This is a genomic window from Undibacterium sp. TC4M20W (assembly GCF_049340245.1).
In the GTDB taxonomy this organism is placed as follows: domain Bacteria; phylum Pseudomonadota; class Gammaproteobacteria; order Burkholderiales; family Burkholderiaceae_D; genus Undibacterium.
On record NZ_JBMPPI010000012.1, the window covers coordinates 102,291 to 128,883 of the forward strand.

The following is a 26,593-nucleotide window of genomic DNA, read 5'->3' on the forward strand; positions in this document are numbered from 1 at the left end:
ATGCAGAAACAGACACAATAAGAGCTTGATAGATACGCAAGAGGCCGGAGCCTACCGGACTTGTGCAGACAATGCAAGAAACTCGCGGATATTTAGCTAGTATTTAGATAATGTTGCAAGCTGGTAATGTGCGATTGACACTGGTGTGCATGCTCATGGATACTTGGCAAGTTCTGGAACTTTTTGTTACAAATCAGCTTCTTAGTGAAACATTTACTATAAATATACGGAGAACCACCATGTTGCGACCCAGTCTGATTTTTCTTTCCCTTGCCTTGGCATTGACGGCATGCAGCAAGGGAGGAAAAGATGGCAAGGAAACGGACCAGTCCAAAGCCAGCGCAGGGTCAGCCAGCTCAAAGTCAGCCAGTGCCAGGATACCCGACAGCCCGCTGCTGGTGACAGAAGAAGATGTGCAAGTCATACAAAATAGTGCGCTCTCTTCGGGGCCAGTGATTACCGGCTCAATACAGCCAGAACGCAAGGCCGACCTGCGTTCCGAGTTATCTACGGTGGTTTTGCAAGTATTTAAAGAAAATGGTGAGGCCGTAAAGCGTAATGATTTACTGGTGCGCCTGGATGATACATCGATACGCGACAGCCGCAATTCGGCAGACGAAGCCGCCAGGGTATCGGCGCAAACGCTGGAGCAGGCTGAACGCCAGTTCCAGCGCCTGAAGACTTTGCGTGCCTCCGGCATGACATCAACCCAGCAACTGGAAGATGCAGAAATACGCCGCAATAATGCCCAGAGTGACCTGGTCGCAGCCAAGGCGCGCGCGGTACAGGCACGCCAGCAAATGCAACGCACAGAAGTACGCGCACCTTTTGATGGTGTGGTCAGCGAACGCAAAGTGTCAGCCGGTGACACCGCCCAGATCGGCAAGGAACTGGTCAAGGTCATCGACCCGACCAGCATGCGTTTTGAAGGTTTGCTGTCGGCTGACAAGGTAAATAATGTCAAGATAGGCCAGGCAGTCAGTTTCCGTGTCAATGGTTATGGCGACCAGCAATTTGCTGGCAAGGTCAAGCGTGTCGATATGGCCGCGAATGCTACCACCAGACAGGTAGAAGTGCTGGTGGCTTTTGCCGATGCAACGCCACCAAAGGTGTCTGGCCTGTATGCGGAAGGCCGCATAGAAACAGGTTCGACCCAGACCCTGATGATCAAGAGTACAGCCTTGATACGTGATGGCGACAAGGCCTATGCCTGGCGCATCAAGGATGGCATAGTGAAAAAAATCAGTATCGTGATTGGTGAACGTGATCCACGGCGTGGCGATTTTGAAATACGCAGCGGCCTGGTGGATGGCGACAAGGTCATACGCAATCCGATTTCTACCCTGGTGGATGGGCAAAAGGTAAAAATGGTTGCTACTGCAGGTGCGGACTTGCCTGCTGCTCCGGCCAGTTCAACTGCTGCATCTTCTGCACCGGCGTCGTCCTCTGCAACTGCCAGTCCTAAAGGGAAATAATCATGTTCCTTTCTGATTTCAGTATTAAGCGCCCCATTGCGATGATCGTCATTATCATCGCCCTCATGTGCATGGGCCTGCTGGCGCTAAAAAAACTCAAGGTTAACCAGATACCGGACGTTGAGGAACCGGTACTGGTGGTCAGCATCCCCTATCCAGGTGCATCTCCAGAAACGGTAGAGCGCGAGATTATCAACCGCCTGGAAAAATCGCTGCAAAGTATTACCGGCGTGTATCAGGTGCGTTCGACTGCGTTTGAAGGTCGCGCGCAAGTCGTGATCGTTTTTAACTTCAATAAAAATCTCATTGAAGCCTCGGACGAAGTGCGCAATGCGATTGCATCGGTGCGCTATAAACTGCCGACAGAAATGCGTGAGCCGATATTGGAGCGCAGTGATCCTTCGGCACAACCCATCATGCAGATGGCACTGTCATCCAGCACACTCAGTCATGCCGAGATTTCACGGCTGGCAGAAGATGAGTTGTCCGATAAATTTCGCGGTATAGATGGCGTTGCTACGGTCAGTGTGAATGGTTCTTTGCGTCGTGAGTTGACTGTGCTGCTGCATGCGCAAAAACTGCGTGAATACAATGTTTCCGTCGGTGAAGTGGTCACTGCACTGCGTAATCAAAATACCACCGCACCGGTAGGTAAAGTGCGTGGCAAGCTGGATGAACAGAGCATACGTCTGATAGGCCGCATAGAATCACCGGCAGAATTCCAGAATATCGTCATCAAGCGCCGTGGTACTGACCTAGTCAGGCTCGCGCAAGTGGCTGAGATTGCTGACAGCTTTGCCGAGATAGGCGGCTTCAGTGTGCGCAATGGCAACCCCAATGTCGGTATCTCCGTCACCCGTTCGCGTGATGCCAGTACTGTGACAGTCGCGAACAAAGTGCGGGACTTGATAGCAGAAATCAACAATACTCTGCCCAAAGGCAGCAAGCTTGAGGTGACGCAAGATGGCGGTAAGGATGCCCAGTCCAGTCTGAACAACGTTATTGAATCCCTGATGTTTGGTGCGGTGCTGACGATCTTTGTCGTGTATGTGTTCCTCAATTCCTGGCGTTCTACCCTGATCACGGCGATGAGTTTGCCGACTTCAGTGATTGCCGCTTTCATCGCGGTGTGGTTGTGTGGCTTTACCCTGAACTTCATGACCCTGCTGGGCCTGTCACTGGCAATCGGTGTACTGATCGATGATGCGATTGTCGTGCGGGAAAATATCGTGCGTCATATGGAGATGGGTTCAGACCGCCGCACTGCTGCCAGCAACGGCACCAAGGAAATTGGTCTGGCGGTGGCGGCTACCACTTTCTCTATCATTGCCGTGTTCATTCCTGTGGCTTTCATGCCCGGTGTTTCTGGTGAATGGTTCAGACCGTTTGCGTTGACGGTTGCCAGTTCTGTGCTGGTCAGTCTGTTTATTTCATTTACGCTAGACCCGATGTTGTCTGCGTACTGGGGCGACCCGGTCGGTCATCACCTGGAACCCAAGCGCGGCATTAGCCGGATATTGGCCAAATTCAATACCTGGTTTGATCATCAGGCTGACCGTTATGGCAATGTGATTGCCTGGGCTCTGCATCACCGTGTCTGGATGGCTTTGATCGCTGGCCTCAGTTTTATAGGGGCAATCGCTTTGCATGCGAGTATGGGGGGCACCAGTTTCTTGCCTGTGTCTGACAATGGGACCCTGGTGATTGATGTCCGCACACCGTCCAGTGCCAGCCTTGATTATGGTCGCATGAAAGTGGAAAAAGCTGCCGAGCTCGCCCGTACCATCAAAGAAACCAAGGCGACCAACAGTGTTATCAACGCTGGTGGTGGCCGTGTCTATGTCGATATCGGCAAGAGCACTGAACGCAAGCGCTCGGCCAGCGAAGTTGGTGTGGAGTTGCGCAAGCTGGTGGCAACCATTATCGGCGCAGAATATGTGGTGCAGGATGATCTGAGCAATGGTGCCAGAAAGCCGGTGCAAATCAGGTTCTCAGGCCCGGATTCAAGAAAACTCACTGAGATTGCTACCGACTTCATGGGGCAACTCAGCAAGGTGCCCGGCGCAGTGGATGTAGGCTTGTCTGAGCAAGATCCCAAAGATGAATTGCAGATAGAACTGGACCGTGGCCTGGCAAATTCCCTCGGCATCTCAGTCAATGATGCGGCCCAGGCTTTGCGTGTGGCATTTGCTGGCGTCGAGATTGGTGACTGGGTTGATCCTACCGGTGAAGCGCGTGACGTGGCAGTGCGGCTGCATCCAGATGATAGGATCAGCGCAGAAAATATAGAACGCTTGCCTATCGCCGTGGCTGGCAGCGACAAGATGGTACCACTGGAGCAAATCGCCAAAATCACCATGGGCAAAGGCCCAGCCAAGATTCAGCATACTGATGGCAAACGCATGATAGAAGTATCTGCGAATGCACAAGGCAAGTCTTCTGGTGAAGTCACAACCGAGGCTTTGAAGATCGCCAAGGCCATGAACTTCCCCACTGGTTTTGGTATAGAACTTGGCGGTGCAGCACGCTCGCAAAAAGAACTGTTCACGGAAATGACCATTGCCCTGGTCGCTGGCATAGGTTTGATGTACTTGATACTGGTCATGCAGTTCGGCTCTTTCACCGCACCTATTCCTGTCATGTTGTCCCTGCCTTTGAGCCTGATAGGTGTAGTGGTTGCCTTGTTGCTGACCAAGGGTACACTGAACCTGATGAGCTTTATCGGCATCATCATGCTCATGGGGCTGGTTGCCAAGAATGCGATTCTCTTGCTTGACTGTGCCAGGAAACGCGAAGAAGAAGGCTATGACCGTGAAGAGTCACTGATGTACGCTGGCCGCAAGCGCCTGCGTCCTATCCTGATGACTACCTTTGCGCTGATCGCCGGTATGTTGCCAGTGGCGATAGGCCTGGGTGAGGGCGGTGAGTTTTACCGCCCACTGGCGATTGCGATTATTGGCGGCACCATCACTTCCACCTTCCTGACCTTGCTGGTCGTGCCGACTTTCTATGACAGTATAGAAATCAGTGTTGACCGTATGGTCGCCAAGTTCCATCGCCGTGAATCGCGCTGGAATACCTTCTTTGCCTTCATCATGACATTTGTTGAAGCCCTGCTGACACTCGTCATGTTGCGTTTTATCTTCCGCCTGCCGTTCAGGCTATGGCGTAAGATCAGCGGCAAACCTGCGCTGGCCTGATGAAATGAATGCCCACTTCACAAGTGGGCATTTTCATTTTTACGCCAGATAAGTTAAGAAACGGTGGAGAAGGGGTGGAGACGGGGAGGAACAAATGTGCCGCAAAGGTGGTGCATATGGAGAGTATGTGAAAAATTATTTTGTCTGAATTTTACTCATAACCGTATCGTCATCAACTCATGAGTTTTTTATTTTTGCGGTGCACAAACCCAGTATCCATGCGGCTTGCAGCCTGGCTGCCGGTTTGAGTGACATAGCATTACGGTAGCTCTCTGACATCATTTCTACCTGATTGTTCAAGCAAGCTTAAAACCATAGCTTTTCTCTATCAAACGCGGTCGTTTTCAGGCTTGACTACCCCTGCACAAATCTGGATACTTCGCCCACTGTTTTTCCAGATATATCCATCTTATATGCTGGCAAACTTATCCATGATCCCAAAAGGCAAGCCTGTCTTTACAAAAGGCAGTTTGCCCAGGCTGTGAAAAAAACAATTGAACAGGAGAGACGAATGACTCAATCCGTGGCTATGGATGGCGCCGATAAAGCGCGCATGCCTAAGCAAATACCCTATATCATCGCCAATGAAGGTTGCGAGCGCTTCAGTTTTTACGGCATGCGCAATATTCTGGTCACTTTCCTGACGACCAGCCTGCTGCTATCCATGCCAGAAGAAATGCGTAAGGGAATGGCGAAAGAAGTGTTCCACACCTTTGTCATCGGCGTGTATTTCTTTCCTTTGCTGGGTGGTTGGCTGGCAGACCGTTATTTTGGTAAATACAATACGGTGCTATGGCTCAGCCTTGTATATTGCTGCGGCCATGCATGCCTGGCTATTTTTGAAGATAGCCGTAACGGTTTTTATACCGGGCTATTCCTGATTGCCCTTGGGTCGGGCGGTATCAAACCACTGGTAACATCTTTTGTTGGCGATCAGTTTGATCAGACTAACCGCTCTCTGGCGCAAAAAGTCTTTGATGGTTTTTATTGGATCATTAATTTTGGCTCTTTCTTCGCGTCCTTGCTGATGCCTTATTTCCTTGATGAATTGGGCGCTAGATATGCCTTTGGTATTCCTGGTTTGCTGATGCTTATTGCGACGATTATTTTTTGGTCTGGCCGTACCAAGTATATCCATGTACCACCAGCACCGCGTGACCCGCATTCTTTCCTGAATGTAGTGCGTACCGCACTGACCACGAATGTGCCAGGACAGGCTAAAACTGGTTATTTCATCGCAGTCGCTGGCGTGTTGCTGGCGATAGGCTCCATGTTCCTGATTCCTAAAGTCGGTATTGTCGCGGCGCTGTGCCTGGCGCTGGTGCTGGTAATGGGCTTTGGTGGCATGGGCACATGGATGCAGCTGGAGCGTGCCCGTGGCATACATCCTGACGTCGCGGTGGATGGTGTGCGTTCGGTATTGCGTATCCTGGTGGTGTTTGCTCTGGTGACACCGTTCTGGTCCTTGTTTGATCAAAAGGCATCTACCTGGGTGTTGCAGGCTGATCAGATGACCAAACCTGGCTGGTTTAAGTCTTCACAAATGCAGGCTTTGAACCCTATGCTGGTGATGTTGCTGATTCCTTTCAATAACCTGGTCCTGTACCCATTCTTGAAACGTAAAGGCGTGGAGTTGACTGCCTTGCGCCGCATGGGCACGGGTATCGCGTTCTCTGGCCTGGCCTGGATCGTGGTCGGCTTCATGCAAGTAGCCATTGATGGCGGCAATGCTCTGACCATTACCTGGCAAATCCTGCCATATGCCTTGCTGACCTTTGGTGAAGTGCTGGTATCCACTACCGGCCTGGAGTTTGCCTATAGTCAGGCACCGCTGGCGATGAAGGGCGTGATCATGAGTTTCTGGAATCTGTCTGTCACGATTGGTAACCTGTGGGTCTTGCTGGCCAATTCCAGCGTCAAGAGTGAGGCAGTGACTGAGCAAATCAAATCAACTGGCATGAGCGTCACTGCTTTTCAGATGTTCTTCTTTGCCGGTTTTGCCTTGGTGGCAGCCTTCCTGTTTGCCTTGTATGCACGTGGCTATACGATGCAAAACAATTACCGTCAGGCAAAATAAATTGACGGTATGATGAAAAAAAACCGCATGACTTTATTCATGCGGTTTTTTTTCACCTGTAATTTAGCGTGATTGGAATCAGCGCAATATCTCTGTCAGTACCCGTCCTTCAGAACCAGAAGGAGGGCGCACTCTTAACAGGTGGGCCAAGGTAGGTGCAATATCCATGACTTCTGCATACTGGCCATAAGAACCGGCTTTGAAAGGTTTGCCCATCAGTATCAGTGGCACGTTGGTGTCGTAGATATAAGGTGATCCATGTGAAGTGCCATGTGCCTCGGTAGCAAAATACCAGTAAGGTTTGGTGACGACCATGACATCGCCCGAGCGCTGTTTATTCCACGCACGTTGTACCAGTGTGCCTATGCGGGTACGTGGCAGATTGCCGTTTTCAAACTGGGTGCGGGTAAAGCTGTCAGCAATGCCTGGCACGCCCTGCAGGAACCTGACTGCTGCCAGTTCCACTTCTTCGCGCTTCAGGTTTTTTTGCTCCATGAGTTTGTAGTCAAGCAGGAAATGAGGATTCGACCATTTGCGCACCAGATCCTTTTGCCCGAACTTGTCCGACAGATACTGGTTCAGGTCTGCAGTTATTTTCTTGCTCTCCAGACGTTGTGCATCACGTTTGATGGATTGCGCAAATTCAGGCACATTTGGGAAACCGTGATCTGCAGTCAGCACCACCATGGTATTTTCCAGACCTATGCGTTTGTCGAGGTAGGTAAAGAAATTCGCCAGCATCCTGTCCAGCCTTTGCAGATGGTCATGTGACATGCGGCTTTCAGGGCCAAAGCTGTGATTGACATAATCATGGCTGGACAGGCTGACACCGAGTACATCCGGCACGCCAGTCGGATTTTGCCCCAGTTTTTCACCTTCGATGGCCGCACGGGCAAAGTCCAGTGTCATTTCATCGACATAAGGGCCAGTGTAGAGATCCTTGTAGTATTCAGCATCAGGTTTGCCTGACTTGCTGACGTATTTGAAAGGGAAGCGCTTGTCTTTTTCTTTTTGGTTGATGACCAGTTCGTCGTCGGCATCGTTTGCATATGCTGTATCCGGCAATAGCGGGCGCCATTCCTTGCCATAAAACTTGTCTTGCGGTTTTGCCGCCTGGAATTGCTGCACCCATTGGGGGTGAGACTTCATGTAATACGTAGAGCTGGCGAAATTGCCAGTCTTGCTCATGTACATATAAGCGGTACCGGTTTTGCCTGCCAGCAGGATTGCGCCCCTGTCCTTGCCGGACACGGTGATCACCTTGCTGTGCTCACCATTCGAATAGCGCAATTCATCACCCAGGGTGCTGACGCGCAGGTTGGCTGGCGACGTGCCATCGCTGGCCTTGGTTTCTTCGCCTATGTAGGTATATTGCTTGTCTTCAGTGCAATACACAGATTCCAGCGTGACCGGGTCTATCCAGTTATTGCCGATAATGCCATGTTGGTAAGGATAAGCGCCAGTCAGTACGGCAGTGTGGCCTACGGCAGTCACGGTAATTCCATGTGCCTGGTGTGCATCCGAGAACCAGGCACCCTGGTCGAGCAAGCGGCGGAAGCCGCCTTGTCCAAACTGGTCGCGGTAGCGTACTACTTGCTCTTGAGGCAGGCCATCAACGACCAGCACCACGATCAATTTGGCTTGCGCCGGTTTTTCAGCGACAGTTGCAGCCTGAACAGGCATGCTGGCAGAGACAGCGAGGCAGGTCAGTAAAAATAAGCGGCGCATGGGAAGAGGGATGCTGGACAGGGAATTATTCATGGTAAATTGTTGAATAGTTAATGATGGTCAATAGCAGGCAGTAGCGGTCGAGGCAGGAGCGATTCTGACTATGATCGGCACCCAGGCTAGCATACACTAAGTGATACATCTGACAGCTTGATGACAAAGTAAATCTTAAGCAAAATACATAAGCTTTTCGGCATGTATTCTTTATCTATTAAATTTAGCTATTAAGTTTTTGCTTTCAGTTTTCTTGTTGTTGCGCATCAAAAACAATCTGCCTGATCTTGCATTTTCTTACTTTGCTCATCATTGCCCGGCAGTAAAATGAAATGATGCTTTTCTGCATGTCTATCAATTGAAGCCGGACCTGATGGGATCATTTTTTGAACAAAGATAATTATCATACTTACCTGTTTGATATCTTGCCAGTCGCGGTGGCGATTGTGGTCGATGGCAAATTGGTGAAACTCAATCCCGCTGTAGTGCAATTGCTTGAGGCCAGCGATGAGCAGCTATTGCTGGGCAAGTCTGTCGATGAATTTGTCCACCCCATTGACCAGCCAAGGTCACAGGGGCGATTGAAAAAGCAGGGTGGTCACTGGGCAAATGCCAATAGCAAATTTCGCATACGTACCAGTAAAGGCAATTTCCGCATGTTGCTGGTGATTAGCAATGCCATAGAATTTGAAGGCAAGGATGCTGTCATGATCAGCGGCATGGATATGACCGAGCATAATGAAATGGAAGAGCAATTACGCCAGAGCGAATTCAATTTCCGGCGCTTGTTTGAAAACATGCAGGACGTGTATTACCGCACCGATGTTGATGGCATAGTACAAAAAGTCAGCCCGGCAGTCACTAAGATATTGGGTTACACCCCTGAAGAAATTGAGGGCAAGCCAGCAGCGGAACTATATCCGCAAATGGGCGACAGGGAAGCATTCAGAAAAGAGATCATGCTGCACGGCATGGTCAGTGATTTCCCTGGACAAATGGTCACCAAAGATGGCCGCATCATCGATATATCTGTCAATAGCCAGGCGCTGTATGACGATGAGGGCAATTATGCCGGTGCAGAAGGTATTTGCAGGGACGTCACCCAACGAAAATTGCTTGAGCGAGAAATGCAAAGATTGGCAACCACGGATTCTCTGACTGGCATTGCCAACCGCCGGGCTTTTCTTGAGCATGCCGAGCATATCTTCAAAAGCTGCCAGCGCTACCAAACCCAGATGACGCTGATGATGCTGGATCTGGATTTCTTCAAGGGCATTAATGATAAATATGGTCACCAGTCTGGTGATCTGGCGTTGATAAATTTTGCTGAGGCCGTCAAACTGGAATTACGGGAGTCCGACCTGTTTGGCCGTCTTGGCGGAGAAGAGTTTTGCGTGCTTTTGCAACAGGCTAATCAGCCAGAAGCCTTGCTCGTGGCTGAACGCATACGTGCCCATGTACAGTCTCTGCTGCTGAATTCTGCCGCTGGTGAGCCGTTCTCACTGACCGTCAGCATAGGCATAGCCATATACCGGGCCGAGGATGACCGCCTTGGCCGTTTGCTTGAACGCGCAGACAAGGCTTTGTACCAGGCTAAAAGTAATGGCCGTAACCGGGTTACCTGGGAGACCTAGAGTATGGTTTTTCCCGGTTGCCCACTACATACCGTACACTGTACACAGCACACTACAAACTGATCAGGCGCTCACACTCAAAATCAGTAACAGATAAATGAGCAAAGAACATCCCGCCACGAACAGCAAGGCTATCGTGCGCCACAGGCTGGCGGCTATTCCCAACTGATAGGCCTCACGTAACTGCCTGAACATATGCAAGGGTGGCACAAACACAAATAGTAGTACTGCTGTGGTGCTGAAGCCCATGGTATTCAGTATGGCCGTTGTCATCAGAAGCAGGGCCATGAAGGACAGGGAATACAGCGAAAACACCGCATGATCGAACATGCCATATCTGCGCTTGAAGATGAATAGCAGCCATAAAAACGGCAATGAAATAGGCATGAGCATGAAGGCAAGTTTCGATGCATTGCTCTTCATTTTGTATAAGGTCAATTCAGGTGTATTGACCGCATGCTTGATCTTTTCCTGTATGGATGGAAGAGATGAGGTAACCGTGACCTTTTGTTTTTTTGCCGCTTGCTTGGCCTGATTCTCTTCTATTTTTTTAAACAGTTTTTCATCCAGTTTTTGCGCGAGCTTTCCCACGCCCTGGTCTTTGTCATCGTCCTTTACCTGGCCATTTCCATCACTTTTGACGCCGAGTAATTTCAATGAGCTTTCTAGTGCGGTGATCTCTGACTTAAGCTCTGTGATGTCTTCATCCAGGTCTTCCAGTTTCGAGTCTCCTGCTGGCAGTTTGCTGCGTTCACTTTGCAGGGATGTCAGCTTCGCCTGATTCTCTTGCAAAACCCTGCTGATACCTTCTCTGGTATGCGGCTTGTCAGTAATACTCTCGAGCGGATTACTCGTCGTGAAAGAAAACACAAAGAACATCAAAAAGATCAAAAACAAAAACAGGGCCAAAGGTGATACATAACGTGTGCGCTGGCCATCTATAAAGTCGCGGGTCAGTTTGCCAGGAGACCAGATCAGTTTTGGAATCGTGCGCCAGGCCTTGGTCTCAAAGTGAAACAGACCATGCAAAAGCTCTTCTACCAGATGCAACAGGGATTTATGTATGTGTCCAGACTGACCACAGGCGTGGCAATAGGCCCCCTGCAGGGGGGTATCGCAGTTGGCGCATGCATGATGATGCTCTGTTGAGCCCGCCGCATGTGCGGCGCTCTTTTCTGCTTCATTGACCAGCACGGCTGCTGTTGCCACATCTGTTGCAATTTCCACATCCACGTTCATATGCTTGCTCTCTGATTTTTTTGATTATGCACGATGTTGAACTTCCCTCTGTCCGGCAAGATAGCACAATCAGGTGTGGATTTGATAATATGCAACACTCATTTTGTAGATAAAAAGGAGCAAGATGCGCTTGCCTCAATTACTGTTATGTTTGTCCCTGGCAGTTTCCAGCGCCGGTGCATGGGCGCAACGCGCTGCATCTGGCGAAGACTGCTTTTTCATTGGCGGCCAGGCAGATGCACGCACTTGTCTGGAACAACGGGTCAGGGACAGTGACACGCTGCTCCAGCAAACAGAAGCAGATACCTCGGCCCTGGTGTTACGCTGGGACGATACGCTGGCAAACCGTGGCCGGGTGCAGCGCTATCTGTTATCCGCAGGCAAGCAGTATTTGCTCTACCGTAAAGAACAATGTGAGCTGCAAGCTGCGCTCGCCGCTGGTGGCACAGGTGGCTCGCACCGACGCTACCTGTGCATACTGGAATTGAATGAACAGCGCATGCTTCATCTGCAAGGCGTCAAGACCTCATTGCAGCGCTGAGACACCGATAATGACTTGCCCGATACGATGTAAGTCGTGCCACGAGTGAACTCAAGTCACAGCCAGCCTGACTTCTTGAAGCGGTAATACAGATAAGCACAGGCCGAGAACATGATGCCCAGGGCCATGGGATAGCCGAAATGCCATTCCAGTTCTGGCATGGCCTTGAAGTTCATGCCCCAGATACCGGCAAAGGCGGTGGGTACCGCAAAAATCGCTGCACCTGCGGCCAGGCGTTTGTTGACTTCGCTTTCATCGATTGCGACCATGGATAAATTGACCTGTATCGCCGTGCTGATGGTGTCGCGTATGGTTTCTATTGAAGTATTGATGCGGTATAAATGATCATAGACATCGCGAAAATATTCCTGGGTATTTACACACAGGGCTGGCACACGCCCACCAAATAGCTTGCCGCAAGCTTCCATCAATGGTGTGACGGCATGTTTGACGATCATTATCTTGCGCTTGAGCTGGTACAGGCGCTGGATGTTGGCGCGCTCACTGCCCTTGGTGAAAATCTGTTCTTCGATGAGTTCCAGTTCTTCTTCCAGCGCTTCCACGACCGGGAAGTAACGATCGACCACGGCATCAATCAGGGCATAGAACACAAATGAAGAACCATGCTTGAGCAAATGAGGTTCGCGCTCACAGCGCTGGCGCACACCGAGAAAATTTTGCTGGCAACGGTTGCGCACCGAGAGTACATAATTTTCACCGACAAAGAGATTGAGTTCACCCGTGTGCAGCTCGCCTTCCAGCATTTCTACCGTATGGATGACGGCAAACAGCGAGTCGCCATATTCTTCTATCTTTGGCCTTTGATAACCGTGGCGCGCATCTTCTACCGCCAGCTCATGCAATTCAAACTCCACCTGCATTTCCTGTAATTCTTCGTCCGACGCATCGCGCAGGGCCACCCAGACAAACTGATCCTTATGCTTTACATAGTCGCTGATTTCTGCCACGGGTATGTCAGACAGTTTGCGACCTTCCTGATAAGTAACGCAGTTGATTAACATGTTTCAGTTTCCATCTTTTTGTTGGGAGAAAATAGACTCAGTCTGAGCCAATATCTGTGCCGTGTAAACTCAGGCGTGGCAGGATTCAGTCAGTATCGTAAGAGGTAGCATCATTCGCACGCCACCAGCGCTTATCGACCCGGAAATTGAAACGACGGCGGAATTGCAAGGGGCTCATTTGTGTCTCTCTTTTGAACAGACGGCAAAATGAGCTGTTGTCGCGGTAGCCACATTGTTCAACGATGGCGCTGACATCCAGCATGCTGATTTCCAGTAATTGCTTGGCTCTTTGTATGCGCAGTTTTTGCAGATACGAGAGCGGCGACATTCCCAGCACTTCATTGAAATAACGGTTGATCGTGCGTGGGCTGACGGCAGCGGCATGTGCCACGTCCTGCAGGTTGTAGCTGCGGCTCAGGTCTGCTTCCAGCCACACACGGGCCTTGAAGACGATGCCGTCGCGCGCCTTGGTGGAGAGCACCGGGTTCATGTCGGCGCTGATCTTGTAACGTTCCTCGCGATAATACGTAGCATCGATGGCGCTATTGGCCAACGCGTCACCGTACTGCAGGCGCATAACTTCATAAATCAGGCGGTAATTGCTGGCTGGCGCACCCGTGGTGAGCAGGTTGCCGTCAATCACCACCTCATGGCGTAAATTCAGCAAGACATTCGGGTAATTGTCGGTCAGCCAGCCACTCATCATCCAGCTCATGGTGGCCTGTTTGTGCTCAAGCAGGCCCGCTTCTGCCAGAAAACCTGTGGCGTTATAACTGGCAGCGATAATGCCGCCGGACTGATAACGTGCCTGTAGCATGGCTTTTTCTGCAGCACCGGTTTTAACCCGCTGGTCCAGTTCATAGATGCTACTTATTTGCAGGCCAGGCACGACGAGTACCGTTTGCCTCGCAGGCAGATATTCATCGGTGCCGTCAAAGCCGGGGTCCATCGTGTTTGTCAGCCATGGCAGGTGCAGGGCTTTGCCATGCACATCAATGATGCGCCAGCGAAATGGCAGCGCACGCCTGCCAGCCTGGCTTAATTTTTCAGGGTTTCTCAAACTCCAAAAGGTGTTGCCTGCCGTAATAGCATCAATGCTGGTCAGCATGGCACCAGGCATGCAGCCCTCCAGAAATAAGAGATCAAAGCGTAGCGGTAACATTTGATTACATAGATTTGCTTACAAGTCATGGCGGGATCAGCACATCGCTTGTCTATTTTAGCTTATTAATTTTCCATAAGCATGAATATACTTACTGCACAGAAACGATATTTCTGTTTCCAAACGGTGGGTGCGCACTCCACAGGAAAGGTTTTGTAGTCCCTCAAACTGCTTATACTTTGGATAAGATCATGCACTCACTTGCACAGACAAATACCATCATTGGTATGCCACTGGACGTCCCTCGTCATAATAAGGAAGATGCTTTCAAGCGGCAGACGCCACAGACACCAGTATATCCCTGGCCGGACAAGCAGATTCCGGGCTTCAAGGTCAAACTGGTCAATACCCGGAATGATAGAGAAACCATCGACATGCTGGTCAATGAACGCTTTTCCTCGCGTGGTTATGCCCACCCTGAGGCGAGCAAAGCCGGCAATATCCTCAGCTTGCAGGCGACTATAGAAAACCGCGTGGTTGGCACGCTCAGTGTGCAGTTCGACGCCGGTGAAGGCTTGCCGCTCGATAAGCTGTACCAGTTTGAACTGGACAGTTTGCGCAGGAGAGGTGCAAAGCTATGCCAGTTCACCAAGCTGGCGATAGAAAAAGAAGTCAAGTCCCGCAGCGTACTCGCGTCCTTGTTCCACCTGGCCGAGATCTGGGCATTACGGGTGCGTCAATACAACTATATCTGTATAGAGGTTAATCCCAGGCATGTGGCGTTTTATCAGCGCATGCTGAAATTTACTGTCCTGAGTGATGTCAGGGATAACCAGCAAGTACAGGCGCCCTCTGTTTTGCTAGGTATCGACTTGCATTATGTTGCCAGGATGATAGAAATTTTTGGTGGAAAACCAGAACTGGCTGACACCGAGCGTTCTTTTTACCCCTACCTTTTTTCCCATGAAGAAGAAGCCCGCCTGGCTGACCGCATGCAGGGCTTGAGTGAGCAATACAAATGAAACCGCAATTAGTACATCCTGCTCAGTCAGGTTCATCTTTTGATTACGACCAGGCTTTTTCCCGTAATCTGGGTTGGTTCACCGAGGCAGAGCAAGCCCAACTGCGTGGCAAGAAGGCTGCCATAGCGGGCATGGGTGGTGTAGGTGGTGCGCATTTGCTGACCATGGCCAGACTGGGCATAGGTGCTTTTCATATTGCAGACTTTGATCAGTTTGACTTGCCTAATATGAACCGCCAGGCTGGTGCCATGCAATCCACCCTCGGCAAGGACAAGGCGCAAGTCATGCAGACCATGGCCAGGGATATCAATCCTGAGCTGCAGATAGAAGTTTTTGCCCAGGGTATAGGGCCAGCCAATATGGATGCCTTTCTCGATGGTGTAGATATCTATATCGACAGTCTGGATTTTTTTGCCTTCGATACCCGCCGCGCAGTGTTTGACGCCTGCTATCGTAAAGGTATACCGGCTGTGACTGCTGCACCATTGGGCATGGGCACTGCTGTACTGGCATTCATGCCGGGCAAAATGAGTTTCGATGATTATTTCCAGATGCAGGGGCAGTCAGAGTTTGAGCAAGGCATACGCTTTTTAATCGGGCTGGCGCCGGCACGTCTGCATGGCTCTTATCTGGTTGATCCCAGCCGGGTGCGGCTGGATTTGAAAAAAGGCCCGTCAACCGTAATGGCCTGTCAGTTGTGTGCAGGTGTGGCTGCAACAGAAGCAGCCAAGATATTGCTAGGACGTGGCAAAGTGGTTGCTGCGCCACGCGGCATCCATTACGACGCTTACCGGCAAGAGTTGAAAAAAACCTGGCTGCCAGGTGGCAACCGCAATCCCTTGCAAAAAATTAAGCTGGCAATTGCCAGACGCATGCTGGGCCAGAAACTGGCCGAGGCAGAAAGACAGCATGAGCCCGCTTGAATACATACTGGACAAGGCACGCTGGGCACCCAGCGGTGACAATGTACAGAACTGGCGTTTTGAAGTTGTCTCGGAAGACGCCTTCATCATCCGTGCCTTTGATACCCGTGACACGGTAGTCTATGATTTTGATGGCCGCCCCAGCCAGATCGCTCTCGGTGCCTTGTTGGAAAACATCAGCCTGGCTGCCAGCCACCAGCAGCGGCAGGCAGAGTTCTTGCGCATAGACAACGACAACCAGCAAGACAATAGCAGGGCAATCAGCTATCAGGTCAGGCTTTTGCCCGCTGATACCTGTACCGCTCATCCTCTGGTGGCAGAGATAGAAAAAAGAAGTGTGCAAAGGCGGGCATTGTCTACGCGGGCTTTGCAGCCAGAGCATCAACTGGCCCTGGAGCAGGCTGCAGGGGATCATTTCACGGTATGCTGGTTTGGTGGCTGGCGGCAGCGCTGGAAGATAGCGAAATTATTATGGAGTAATGCAAGAATCCGCCTGACCATGCCAGAAGCTTTCCCCACCCATAAGAAAGTCATAGACTGGGGTAAGCAATACAGTGACGACCGCATACCTGATCAGGCCATAGGCATGGACAAGCTGGGGCTGTTACTGATGCGCTGGGCCATGCATAGTTGGCAGCGGGTTAACTTGATGAATAATTATATGGCAGGCACCTGGCTGCCACGCCTGCAACTTGATCTGGTTCCCGCACTGTTTTGCGCGACGCATTTTATGATCGTGGCAAAGAAAGAGCCGCAAACGGTAGACGATTTTGTTGCTGCCGGTCGAAGCCTGCAGGGCTTCTGGCTGACGGCAAGCCAACTGGGAATACAATTGCAGCCAGAAATGACACCATTGATTTTTAGCTGGTATGTCAAGGCAGGGCGCACTTGCAGCGCTACCGCAGGCATACAAGAACAGATGCAAGAATTACGGCAAAACCTGGCTGCATTTTGTCATCCTGCCATGCTGAAAAACACCTGTTTCATGGGACGGGTAGGTTATGGCAAACCAGCACGATCGCGTTCCTTGCGATTAAAACTGCGTGATTTATGTCTTCCATCCACAGTCAGGCACAAGAATACTGCTTAGCTGTTTTTGCCGATCTTAAAGACTGAGGCCAGCGACAATCATCGTATAAATCAGCAGTGACAGGGCGGCAGTGCATAGCAAGGCTGCCGTGCGCCACAGGCTGGCAAAAAATCCCAGTTCATAAGCGTCGCGTAGTTGCACAAACATATGCACAGGCGGGACAAAGGCAAATAATAAACCAGCAATGGTAGTAAGATTGAGCCTTGCCAGGAGCGCAAGGCACATGAATAAAATACTCATGAAAGACAATGAGTACAGCGAGAATACGGCATGATCAAACATGTTATAACGCCGTTTGAATACAAATAACAGCCAGAGAAACGGCAAGGAAATCGGCATCAGCAGGAAAGCCAGTTTGGCCGCATTGGCCTTCATTTTGTAGAAAGTCAGGGCCTGATTCTTTCCGGCAAGGTCCAGGACTATTTTTATCCATTTCACCTGCGTAATGTCATATCCACTACTATTTTTTTTATCTTTCGTCTCTGCTTCCAATTGTTCTTTTTCTTCTTCTTTTGCAAGACGCTGATTTTCTTCTGCCAGGTTGGCCTCAAGCTTGCTTAGTTTTTTCTGGATGCTGTCCAGATCATCGTCTGGCAGTGATGCTGCCTGTTTTTCTTGCGGCAATGTGAGTTTGTTCAGAGTTTCTTTGGTCTCATAGATTTCCACTACCAGTTCATCCCTGGATTTGTAATTACCCTTCGGTCCGGTTAACGGGTCTTTCATCGTCAATGAAAAGACAAAGAACATGGCAACGATAAGGAATAACAACAGCGCCAGTGGTGATACATAGCTATGGCGCTTGCCAGCAATATATTCACGGGTAAGTTTGCCTGGCCTGAGTATCAGCGCAGGCAGGGTGCGCCAGAGTTTGTGATCGAAATGAAATATGCCATGCAAGACTTCTTCAAACATATGCGCCATCGACCTATGCACATGGGCAGGCTGGCCGCAAGACTGGCAATAATTGCCAGTCAACGTTGCGCCACAGTTTTGGCAGGCATGCACATGGTCTTGTTGTACCGCTGATGTCAGCGCTGGGGCATGTGCAATCCTGCCTGTGGTCTTGCTGTTTTTGTTGAAAATCGCTGGCTTCGATACCTTGCTTTTAGTCTTTCTGCGCATCCCGGTCTCTGCTTATTATCGTAATGGTGAATACTGAAACGGTTTATCCAAGCAAACTTGTGCTTTGCTTGTTCAAGCACGTCCTTCTTTTTGTTTTTCTACTTTCCTTTGCAACACAAAAATAGGCTGCGCCCACTCCGTATCTTTTTTCTTCTTGCTGGTAATCAGCGTCAGTTCTGACGGATCATAGACATCGGTATTATGTGTCAGCGGTGTCGTCATCAGGTACTGGGCATCGGTATTTTTCAGGAACTCACCCACCAGCTGGATATTGCGTATATCCAGATGGGCAAAGGGTTCATCGATGAAAACAAAGCCACCAGAACCATCGTCAGATTTCAGCAAGCCTATCAGCAGGATCAGCGACTTCATGACTTGCTGGCCGCCGGATGCTTCGCCGTCATTCATGCCTATCGGACCCTTGCCATCAAACTTGAAGCGCACGTGCAAGCCAGCCTGAGCCAGTTGTATGTCGTCATTTTCGAGCTTGACCGGGTCGGTATGCACTTCTATGCCCGCCAACTCACCGAGTTGTTTGATGTTCTTGCTGTACGACTTGATCGTGAAGCGCAGCCTGTCCATATAGGCGGCGCGGGCATTCACGGTGGCTTCTATGGCCCGGTTATTCTGGTAGCGACGCTCATCGGTTTCTGCCTGGCGGCCTTGCAGCAGGGCATTCAGGCGGGTGTACTGATCGACGACGGTGGAATCGGTTTCCCAGTCATCGCGCGCCAGGTTATTCGTCAGGCTGCGTATGCGTAATTCGATCTGATGGACGTTTTCATGTTCGGCCACCAGTTCCTTGCGGTGCGAGGCACGTTTCCAGTTATGTGGCAGGGTATGCCAGGTATCGCGCATGGCACGCAGGGTTTCAAACTGGGCCTTGCGTTCATCGGCATGGCGTTTTTCTGAAGCACGTAATTGTGCTTCCGCATCGGCGATAGCGGCCTTGGCCTGTTCCCATTTCAGGTGGGCGACCGAGCGTTGTTCGGTGGCGGCTTTCAGTAAAGGTGCGATTTCACCGAGGCGGCCGCCGACTTCCATGCGCTGTTGCTTCAACGGCTGGGTATTGCGGCTGGCTTCTTCAAATTCTGCATGGCGGGCACTCAATTCTTTTGCCGCATCCACACCTGCCAGGCGTGCCTTGTAGGCACTGATTTCACCTGCCAGCTTGCTGATCTGCATGGTCAGTACATCTTCTTGCGATTGCAGGCGCGGCAAAGACTTCAGCAAGGCTTCCAGGCGCTGGGTGCGGCCCGCATTACCAAAGCGATAGCGCGATACTTCAACGAACAGCGAACGGCCACCACGGCGCTCGAAATGGTAGGCGTCAGGCGTGATCCATTCCTGGTTCTTCGGCAACTTCATACCAAGCTCAATTGAGCCTACGGTATCGATGCGCTGCAGCTGTTCTATCAGCCAGCCCGGTGCCTGACCGGTGAAGTTGACTACCGACAGCAGACTCTGGTCCTTGACCACGGGTGCGCTGATACGGTCAGGCACGATGAAGTGGCTGTAGCGCTGCTTTTCACCTATACGGTAAGCGGCAGAGGCGTCTGTCGCCTTGTCCAGCAAGATGACTGAGGTATAACCGCGCAATACACCTTCCACTGCGGCCTGCCATTTTGGATCGGTGACTTCGACGATCTCTGGCAACATGCAATGCGGGATATTGGCATCCGTCAGGGCACGGCGCATCTGGCGCACATTTTCCGGATCGGGCAGGGCAGACTTACCTTGCAGGGCGGCGATGGTTTCCATCTCGCCAGCGATACGCTGGGTCAGTGCATCGCGTTCCAGTTTCTGGCGTGACAGCTCGGCTTCTTTTTTCTCCAGATCGTCAGCGATATTGGCGACATCGGCATCTGCTTCGGCGGCCAGTTTTTGCAAACGCGCCTTTTGTTCCAGCAGGCTTTCTTGCGGCTTCAGTTTGCTGTTGATCTGTCCCAGCTTTTCACGCAAGGATGATTCTTCTGCTTCCAGTGCGGCCTCTGCCTGTTTTGCATCTGAGACTTGCTGTGCCTGCTGCGCCAGGTGCTGGCGACGGTCAGACAGGGCGTGGTCCTGCGTCTTTAAAAAACGTTTGCTGGCACGCAGGGCCTGGCTGGTAGTGCCCGCTTTTTCCAATGCTTCATGATATTGCAGGGTAGGCAGTATCTCTTCCTGCAGGTCGCGCTTTTCCTTGTGCAGACCTTCATACTGATGGTAATTGGCAACGCGCAGGCGCAAGCCTTCCAGGTTGGTTTTTGCACCTTCAAGCTCGGTTTCAAAACGTTGCAATTCGGTTTCAGTATCACGCTGATGGCGCTTGGCGTCATCATAGGCATCCAGCACTTCCTTGTCGCCAAACACCTGGAACACCAGGTCCAGCAACTGACGTGGCGCGTATTCACACAGCTTATCAGTCTCACCCTGTTCCAGCGCCAGTACTTTACCCATGGCATTCGACAGACCTGCATGTGACAAGCGTTTGCGATAGCTTTCAACACCCAGCCAGTCATTGGCTTCCTGTATTTCTTCTATCTCGGTCTTGCCACTGCGCATGAGGTATTGACGTTTCCAGTCACCACCATTTTTTTCTATCTTGCAAAACAGCGTGACCTCATCTTCATATAGACCGGACATGCGGAAAGGGCGATTCGAAATCTGCGGCCCGACCGCGCTGTTATCGACTACCGCACGTATCCACGCGGTTTGCTGGCCAGAGTGGCGGGCATAATGCTTGTACGAACGCCCCATCGAACATTCGAGGCCAAACAGGGTGCGCAAGGCATCCAGCAGCGTGGTTTTGCCCGAGCCATTTTGCCCGGCGATGGTAATGATCTTGGCATCCAGAGGGATGTTCTTGATGCGTTGCCAATAATCCCAATGGACAAGTTCCAGCGATTTGATATGAAACATGGTGCTTATTCTTTTTCGGTATTGGTGTCGGGACTGGCTTCTATGCCCGTGCTGGTATTTGCACTTGCATCGGCAACGGGCGTTTCCACGCCTGCTTCATTTGTTTCAGCCACGGTTTCAGCTTCTGGCGCAACAACAGGTACTATGATGGCTGGCGTACGTGGTACCGGGATCTGGAAAATATCCGACAGCGCACCGTTGATGATACGGTCTTTCAGAGTATCGGTATCCATCAGCAAATCCAGTAGCGGGCCTTCCAAAATCAGGTCTGCCTTGCGCTCAATAAAACCTACGCGTGCCAGCTGGCCCAGGTTCATATCCATGCGGGTTTTCTTGCCCAGCTTTTCGCCAAAGTCTGCCAGCAGGGCGCGGTAAGAAATACCTATTGAAGTATCTTCTGCGCGCGGCATGGGTTTGTCTTTGCCGAACATATCATTCTGGTCTTCTTCAGCCAGTTGATGGGCTTCTTGTCGTTCACGCTTCGGCAAGATGATCAAGGACCACAAGACCACCAGCAAGGCCACGCCATCGCGGGCCAGGCCAAAATTATTGTTCTGCCAGGTCTCCTTGGTGCCAAATACCTTGGATTCGCTATCGCGTGTCAAAGCCAGGGTCACATAGTCGGCATAGACGTTATCGACAAACTTCATGCCGCAGGCTTTCAGGCGCGTGTCGATCTCGGTGCGGAATAATTCATCCGACAAGGCGCGTTTAACCAGCTTGTCTTCACGGCGCAGGGTCTGGTGCGCCAGCAAGCGGGCGATCAGGATTTGTGCATCTTCGGTCATGGTGTTTCTCTTGTCTGTACAGGTGGTGCAGATGGTTCAGATGGTTCAGCGTGTGCAGTTGACTTCGCTTTGCGTGTTGTCTGAGCCGTAACCACAGCATCGGGAGCGTTCAGGCTGGCGATGGACATGGCTGCGACATGATCATCATGCACCTTTTGCATTTTGTCTTTGGAATTGAAGACCAGCGGCAGGCGTGCCAGTATCCCGGTTGCACCCTGCAAAGCCGATTCATTGGGGTCGCCCAGCAAAGGCAGCATGGACGCGCGGTAAGACGCAATCGAAAAATTCGACGGTAATAAAATATCTTGCAGCGAGATCGGTTTGTCTGATGCGTCGGCCTCAGTCAGCAAGGCCAGCCAGTGATCCAGTTCATGCAGGGCGTCGCTATCATCATTGGCAATCGATGGTGCATTTTCACCGGCTGGCAAGGCACCAGCAAGTGCTGATACACGGTGGCTCAGCAATTCACTCTCGGCCACGTCTATCATTTCTGATGGCGTGATAAACATCGGTGTCACCGGTTTTGCCAGTGCATCGTCAGCCAGTGCAGCCAGGTCGTCTTTTTGCAGCAGCCAGGTCTTGATGTCGGTAGTTGATAAACCAGACTGACCCAGATGCACACGCTGGCGCTCAATCTGGTTCAGCGCACGTGAGAACATGCCCTGCATATTCAGCAAGGCACTCTGGGCACGGCCTATGGCTTGCGCCGCCCTGTGGGTGGCGGCATCGGCGCGACTGTCATTGGTGATGGCATGGATGATCTCTGAGCCTTTTTCTACCCAGTCACAGGCGGTATGCCATTTTTGCTGGGCTGTGCGCAACTGGAACTCTGAACCTGAGGCTATCGCATCCGAGAATTCTTCGGTCAGTTCTATCAGGCGGCCCAGCAAATGATGCAATTGTTCTACCGAGACTCCGCCCACGGCCTGGGCACCAGCAACCTGGGTGAGCATATAGCTCATCTCAGCCTGGTCATTATTTTCTTCAACTTGCAGCAAGGACTCTATCGCCGCCAGCACATTGCGCGCAGTTGGCGCAATGCGATAGACCGACTGGCTGGCATCCCAGATCAGCAAGCCGGTAGAGCGCAGGCGTGACAATACCGTCTCCAAAGCATCTGCTTCGAGATAACCGAGTTTGGCATTGATATCTGCCCGGCTCAGCGAAGGTGTTTCCACATCGGCTGTCAATTCCCGCAAAACCAGCAGGCGCAACAGTACACCGTTGAAACCACCATGGAACAAAGCCGTAAAAGCCTGTAATACAGGCTGGCCACGCTTCAGGGGGAATACAGCGGAAACGTCTTCGGGAGTAATACCAGGCTTGAAATAGGTCTGCAGAGCGAGATCGTCTTCGTTCTGAACCTCAGCGTCATGACTTATATTTTGCATGCGGGCATTTTAACCGCTTGCAGCCTGCTTGAGTATTGTCAGGATTTTAATTTTTGACAGTGTGCATCAAGAAAATGCTATCAGGCATAGTGCCAAAAATCCAGTTTCTTAATGCGAATACAAGTTTTGCTGCAATGGTTTATAAAATATGCCAGATATTGAGTTTTGTTGTGTTTTTGAAATTAGTGCAGGCGTGACCTGTCATAGCGGTGTTCTATGATTTGCAGTAGCAGCACTTCACGGTCTGTTTCATTGGCATGCAATAGACGTGTCACTGCTTTGCGCGGCACCTTGAAGTAGCGACGGCGGTTTGAACGCATATCCAGTGTGCGCCAGCCTTTTTCGGTCAGCCACTCCCATTGTTCATAGTCAATAGGCACGATTAATTGCATCTTCAGGCGTTTGTAGACAACGGTGCTGCCAAATGCCGGCTTGGGGCCAGCTGGCGGCAGTTCGCGGTCATGGCGTACTCTGAAGATAGTCCTGAAACCGTTTTTGATAACGTCAATTAACATGATGTACTTATTGAAATAGCAAAGAAAAAAATATGTGCCAGCAGGATTTGGCAATTAAATTCTGGTATCCACCATCTCTACCGGATGTCTGAGGATATTAAACTGACTCGCCACTGTGTCTGGAAGTGGAAGCAGACAGTACCAAAATTGAGGAAATATTTTAGTCGTATACCAAGTATTTCCTTTCATGTTCTCGTGTAAGTTTTTGTAATCTTTCAATTACCCCGTTACATTAATTCACATTTGACCAGGTTTCGATTAATGTATTTTTGATCATCGCCCTCATATTGTTCAGACGCCTATGCAGATGGTATGCGTTCAGCCGGCGAAAGAAGGTGAATAAACCGGGTGCGCGTCAGCAAATAAGGCTTAACCCGCAAATCGTGAGCAAATAGTTCATAAATGTAAGAAAATGGGCCAGATGCAGACTAAGCTTGTATCTAAACAAGGAGAAAGACATGAGCACGACATCCACTGAATTTGCCACTTTGGGCGGCGGTTGCTTTTGGTGTACCGAGGCGGTATTCCAGCAAATTCGCGGGGTATTGAAAGTAGAGTCCGGCTATTCTGGCGGGGCAGTGCATCAACCTACTTATGAACAAATCTGTACTGGCAAAACCGGGCATGCAGAAGTAGTGCGCCTGACTTTTGATCCTGCCATCGTCAGCTACCGGGAATTACTGGAGATTTTCTTTACCATCCATGACCCAACGACGCTGAACCGTCAGGGTAATGACACTGGTACGCAGTATCGCTCCGTGATTTTTTTCCATGATGCACAACAGCAGGCAACTGCTGAGCAAGTGGTCAAGGAAATGGCAATGGTCTGGGATGACGCCATCGTCACTGAAGTGAGTCAGGCACCGATGTTTTATATTGCGGAAGACTATCACCAGAATTATTTCCGCCAGCATCCAGAGCAAGGCTATTGCTCGTTCGTGGTGGCACCTAAAGTAGCCAAAGCGAGGAAGATGTTTGCCAGCAAACTGATAGGCTAGCATGGGTTGAAATGGTGTTGATTCAGCGCGTTCGCTGCATAAAAAAGGAGAGTTGCCGACTCTCCTTTTTTACGTAATCAACGCAGCTTGGTCCTGAGTGCATCCATCATCTTCGGTATGCTGTCTTTGCTCATGCTATCGACTATCCAGCCCAGGCCCATGGGCACGGGCCCCGGATCAGTGAATACCTGATATTTGACGACAGTCTTGCCGGGATTATCTGCCAAAGGAGTCAGCTCCCAATTGCCTGAGGTGTCGGCGATGGTTTCTTCCTGCTTCAGGCCTTCCCATGGCTGCAATTTCCAGCTCAGGTTGCATGTGGCAGAGCTGACTTTGGGTGTCATTTTGAGGCGGTATTTTTTCACTTTCCCTAGTGGCAGGTTCAGGGTGAAATCGACCAGGGCAGATTCATCTGGCTGGCGTGAGACTTTTGCCTTGGCGGTATTCGGCATGAAGCTGGGGTAATCTTCATACGCCTGTATGGTGGCGCAGACTTTGGCAACCGGGGCGTTCAGGATAGTGCCTGCTGCAAAAGTCTTGCCATTGCTGTCCGCCTTGCTCTGGTCAATTAACTGCACTTGTGTTTCAGTGAATTTGCTGGCGTCCAGTTGGGCGGCCTGTGTGCTCGATAGCGCCAGTAAACTCGCAGTGATACCGGTTAAAACAATTGCATGCTTCATGGTTTGTCGATACCTTCGCGTATTTTTTCTATGTTCACGTTTTTCAGATATTCCGGGATATTTTTCCACATGCTGTGGTAGCCATAACCACCTTTCATCAGCTCTTCCAGAGCCTTCTCTTTGCTCCAGGCCTGATACAGGATGCGGTACATCGCAGTCACCAGACCGGTACGGTCAGCGCCGTGCATGCAATGCAAAAGTACTGGCCCATCATTCTCTGCCGCCTTGATGGCGCGCAGAGCAGAGATGACATTCGTGTCATTGATACTCCAGGTATTGATACCTATGCGTTGCAGCTTGATATTGGAATCTTTGAATATGCTGGTATCAGAATGAAACGAGCGCAGGCTGACCACAGTCTTGATGCCGAGTGATTGCAATAGCGCCACATCTTTGCTGCCTAGCTGCGCACTGCGATAAAAGTCCTGGTTCACACGATATAGATTTTGCGTCTCTGCAACCGGAGTGGCCCAGTCTTCAGGCCTCACAGTTTGCGCGCCAGCCACAGTCGAAATCAATAGCATACCGGAGCAGGATAGCGTGGCCAGCCTGGCCAATGAAGTCCAGGTTTTCAGGCCAGTCCTGAAGCGTTTATTTCGCATCTTGTTTCGCGCCTTGTTGAGCATGTTGTTTGTACGAATAAATATAGAGAAAAGTCGCACCGATGAAGCCCAGCCAATAATCAGTGGGCACGCCCAGCAGCCAGTGTACATGCCAAGGCACATCATGAGCATTGAAGCGCGAGATGCCGTAGGCCGGGTTCATGACAAACCATAAAAAATCTTCTGCTACCCAGAATGTCATGATGCTGGCAATCGCACGGCATTCGAGCTTTGCTGACCATTGCTGCAGCATGGCAAAGGGGAAATGAAAAAACAGGGTGATGAAAGGGAACACCCAGGCGTGGTAACCCGTCATCGCCCGGCCACCCCAGAAGATATCGAGCAGCCAATGCTTTTCTATGCGCCAGGTAGGCAGGTTGGCGGCCCAGCCTGCGCTGCCTTCTATCTGGATTTCTACTTGCGCAAAAAATAGCGCCAGGATGCAGGCAAAAGCAAAGCAGGCCAGGAAGGGGGCGAATGCGTTTTTAGCTGAATGATTAGCTAAATTATTAACTGAGTTGTTAGCAGATATCATATTCAAACCAGAAC

21 protein-coding genes are annotated in these 26,593 nt (G+C 50.8%); 9 read left to right on the forward strand and 12 right to left on the reverse strand.

Translation table 11 applies throughout. The features are described 5' to 3' along the window. Positions 1–239: 239 nt before the first annotated feature. The 3 genes from ACO0LL_RS16050 (at position 240) to ACO0LL_RS16060 (ending at position 6,752) form a co-directional block, all read left to right on the forward strand. Complete coding sequence (locus ACO0LL_RS16050; protein WP_422951856.1) at positions 240–1,475, forward strand: efflux RND transporter periplasmic adaptor subunit; 1,236 nt, start codon at positions 240–242, stop codon at positions 1,473–1,475. A 2-nt stretch (positions 1,476–1,477) separates the two neighbouring features. Continuing rightward, positions 1,478–4,675 (forward strand): efflux RND transporter permease subunit, encoded by a 3,198-nt coding sequence (locus ACO0LL_RS16055; protein WP_422951857.1) that lies wholly within the window; start codon positions 1,478–1,480, stop codon positions 4,673–4,675. Between the two features lie 511 nt (positions 4,676–5,186). Then, complete coding sequence (locus tag ACO0LL_RS16060) at positions 5,187–6,752, forward strand: oligopeptide:H+ symporter (RefSeq protein WP_422951858.1); 1,566 nt, start codon at positions 5,187–5,189, stop codon at positions 6,750–6,752. Between the two features lie 78 nt (positions 6,753–6,830). Here the strand turns inward: ACO0LL_RS16060 and ACO0LL_RS16065 are convergent, their stop codons facing one another. Further along, complete coding sequence (locus tag ACO0LL_RS16065; RefSeq protein WP_422951859.1) at positions 6,831–8,513, reverse strand: alkaline phosphatase family protein; 1,683 nt, start codon at positions 8,511–8,513, stop codon at positions 6,831–6,833. A gap of 347 nt (positions 8,514–8,860) precedes the next feature. On the opposite strand from ACO0LL_RS16065, the gene ACO0LL_RS16070 reads away from it, so the two are divergent. Then, positions 8,861–10,108: a sensor domain-containing diguanylate cyclase gene (locus tag ACO0LL_RS16070; RefSeq protein WP_422951860.1), complete on the forward strand. Its 1,248-nt coding sequence runs from the start codon at positions 8,861–8,863 to the stop codon at positions 10,106–10,108. Between the two features lie 63 nt (positions 10,109–10,171). On the opposite strand, the gene ACO0LL_RS16075 is transcribed toward ACO0LL_RS16070, so the two are convergent. Continuing rightward, positions 10,172–11,347 (reverse strand): DUF3667 domain-containing protein, encoded by a 1,176-nt coding sequence (locus ACO0LL_RS16075; protein WP_422951861.1) that lies wholly within the window; start codon positions 11,345–11,347, stop codon positions 10,172–10,174. Positions 11,348–11,471: 124 nt separating this feature from the next. Between ACO0LL_RS16075 and ACO0LL_RS16080 the strand changes: the two genes are divergently transcribed. Further along, positions 11,472–11,888 (forward strand): lysozyme inhibitor LprI family protein, encoded by a 417-nt coding sequence (locus ACO0LL_RS16080; protein ID WP_422951862.1) that lies wholly within the window; start codon positions 11,472–11,474, stop codon positions 11,886–11,888. 56 nt (positions 11,889–11,944) lie between these two features. On the opposite strand, the gene corA is transcribed toward ACO0LL_RS16080, so the two are convergent. Next, entirely contained in the window at positions 11,945–12,910 is a 966-nt protein-coding gene (gene corA / locus ACO0LL_RS16085) for a magnesium/cobalt transporter CorA (RefSeq protein WP_422951863.1), read from the reverse strand. 85 nt (positions 12,911–12,995) lie between these two features. Then, complete coding sequence (locus ACO0LL_RS16090; RefSeq protein ID WP_422951864.1) at positions 12,996–14,030, reverse strand: GlxA family transcriptional regulator; 1,035 nt, start codon at positions 14,028–14,030, stop codon at positions 12,996–12,998. A 233-nt stretch (positions 14,031–14,263) separates the two neighbouring features. On the opposite strand from ACO0LL_RS16090, the gene ACO0LL_RS16095 reads away from it, so the two are divergent. Genes ACO0LL_RS16095 through ACO0LL_RS16105 form a run of 3 tightly spaced genes read left to right on the forward strand, consistent with a single transcriptional unit; the run spans position 14,264 to position 17,047 of the window. Next, positions 14,264–15,034: an N-acyl amino acid synthase FeeM domain-containing protein gene (locus ACO0LL_RS16095; protein ID WP_422951865.1), complete on the forward strand. Its 771-nt coding sequence runs from the start codon at positions 14,264–14,266 to the stop codon at positions 15,032–15,034. Next, the gene (locus tag ACO0LL_RS16100) at positions 15,031–15,957 is read left to right on the forward strand and encodes a ThiF family adenylyltransferase (protein WP_422951866.1); all 927 of its coding nucleotides are present in this window, start codon (positions 15,031–15,033) and stop codon (positions 15,955–15,957) included. The genes ACO0LL_RS16095 and ACO0LL_RS16100 overlap by 4 nt, the downstream gene beginning before the upstream one ends. Next, positions 15,944–17,047, forward strand: coding sequence for a molybdopterin biosynthesis protein MoeY (locus tag ACO0LL_RS16105; protein ID WP_422951867.1), 1,104 nt, complete (start codon positions 15,944–15,946; stop codon positions 17,045–17,047). Before ACO0LL_RS16100 ends, ACO0LL_RS16105 begins: the two co-directional genes overlap by 14 nt. A gap of 15 nt (positions 17,048–17,062) precedes the next feature. Here the strand turns inward: ACO0LL_RS16105 and ACO0LL_RS16110 are convergent, their stop codons facing one another. From ACO0LL_RS16110 to ACO0LL_RS16130, 5 genes are all read right to left on the reverse strand, one after another. Beyond that, on the reverse strand, positions 17,063–18,169 hold the full coding sequence (locus ACO0LL_RS16110) for a DUF3667 domain-containing protein (RefSeq protein WP_422951868.1): 1,107 nt from the start codon (positions 18,167–18,169) through the stop codon (positions 17,063–17,065). A gap of 72 nt (positions 18,170–18,241) precedes the next feature. Then, positions 18,242–21,070, reverse strand: coding sequence for an ATP-binding protein (locus tag ACO0LL_RS16115; RefSeq protein WP_422951869.1), 2,829 nt, complete (start codon positions 21,068–21,070; stop codon positions 18,242–18,244). 5 nt (positions 21,071–21,075) lie between these two features. Beyond that, complete coding sequence (locus ACO0LL_RS16120; protein ID WP_422951870.1) at positions 21,076–21,858, reverse strand: hypothetical protein; 783 nt, start codon at positions 21,856–21,858, stop codon at positions 21,076–21,078. Then, on the reverse strand, positions 21,855–23,249 hold the full coding sequence (locus ACO0LL_RS16125; RefSeq protein WP_422951871.1) for a hypothetical protein: 1,395 nt from the start codon (positions 23,247–23,249) through the stop codon (positions 21,855–21,857). The genes ACO0LL_RS16120 and ACO0LL_RS16125 overlap by 4 nt, the downstream gene beginning before the upstream one ends. Before the next feature lie 182 nt (positions 23,250–23,431). Next, positions 23,432–23,764: a hypothetical protein gene (locus tag ACO0LL_RS16130; protein WP_422951872.1), complete on the reverse strand. Its 333-nt coding sequence runs from the start codon at positions 23,762–23,764 to the stop codon at positions 23,432–23,434. A 458-nt stretch (positions 23,765–24,222) separates the two neighbouring features. On the opposite strand from ACO0LL_RS16130, the gene msrA reads away from it, so the two are divergent. Next, positions 24,223–24,762, forward strand: a complete 540-nt coding sequence (gene msrA / locus ACO0LL_RS16135; protein WP_422951873.1) for a peptide-methionine (S)-S-oxide reductase MsrA — start codon at positions 24,223–24,225, stop codon at positions 24,760–24,762. 77 nt (positions 24,763–24,839) lie between these two features. Here the strand turns inward: msrA and ACO0LL_RS16140 are convergent, their stop codons facing one another. From ACO0LL_RS16140 to ACO0LL_RS16150, 3 genes are read right to left on the reverse strand one after another with little or no spacing between them, the layout of a single operon-like run. Further along, the gene (locus ACO0LL_RS16140; protein WP_422951874.1) at positions 24,840–25,442 is read right to left on the reverse strand and encodes an SRPBCC family protein; all 603 of its coding nucleotides are present in this window, start codon (positions 25,440–25,442) and stop codon (positions 24,840–24,842) included. Then, entirely contained in the window at positions 25,439–26,044 is a 606-nt protein-coding gene (locus ACO0LL_RS16145; protein WP_422951875.1) for a dual specificity protein phosphatase family protein, read from the reverse strand. The genes ACO0LL_RS16140 and ACO0LL_RS16145 overlap by 4 nt, the downstream gene beginning before the upstream one ends. Continuing rightward, a complete protein-coding gene (locus ACO0LL_RS16150) occupies positions 26,034–26,579 on the reverse strand; it encodes a hypothetical protein (RefSeq protein ID WP_422951876.1) in 546 nt (181 codons plus the stop codon). The genes ACO0LL_RS16145 and ACO0LL_RS16150 overlap by 11 nt, the downstream gene beginning before the upstream one ends. Positions 26,580–26,593 lie beyond the last annotated feature (14 nt).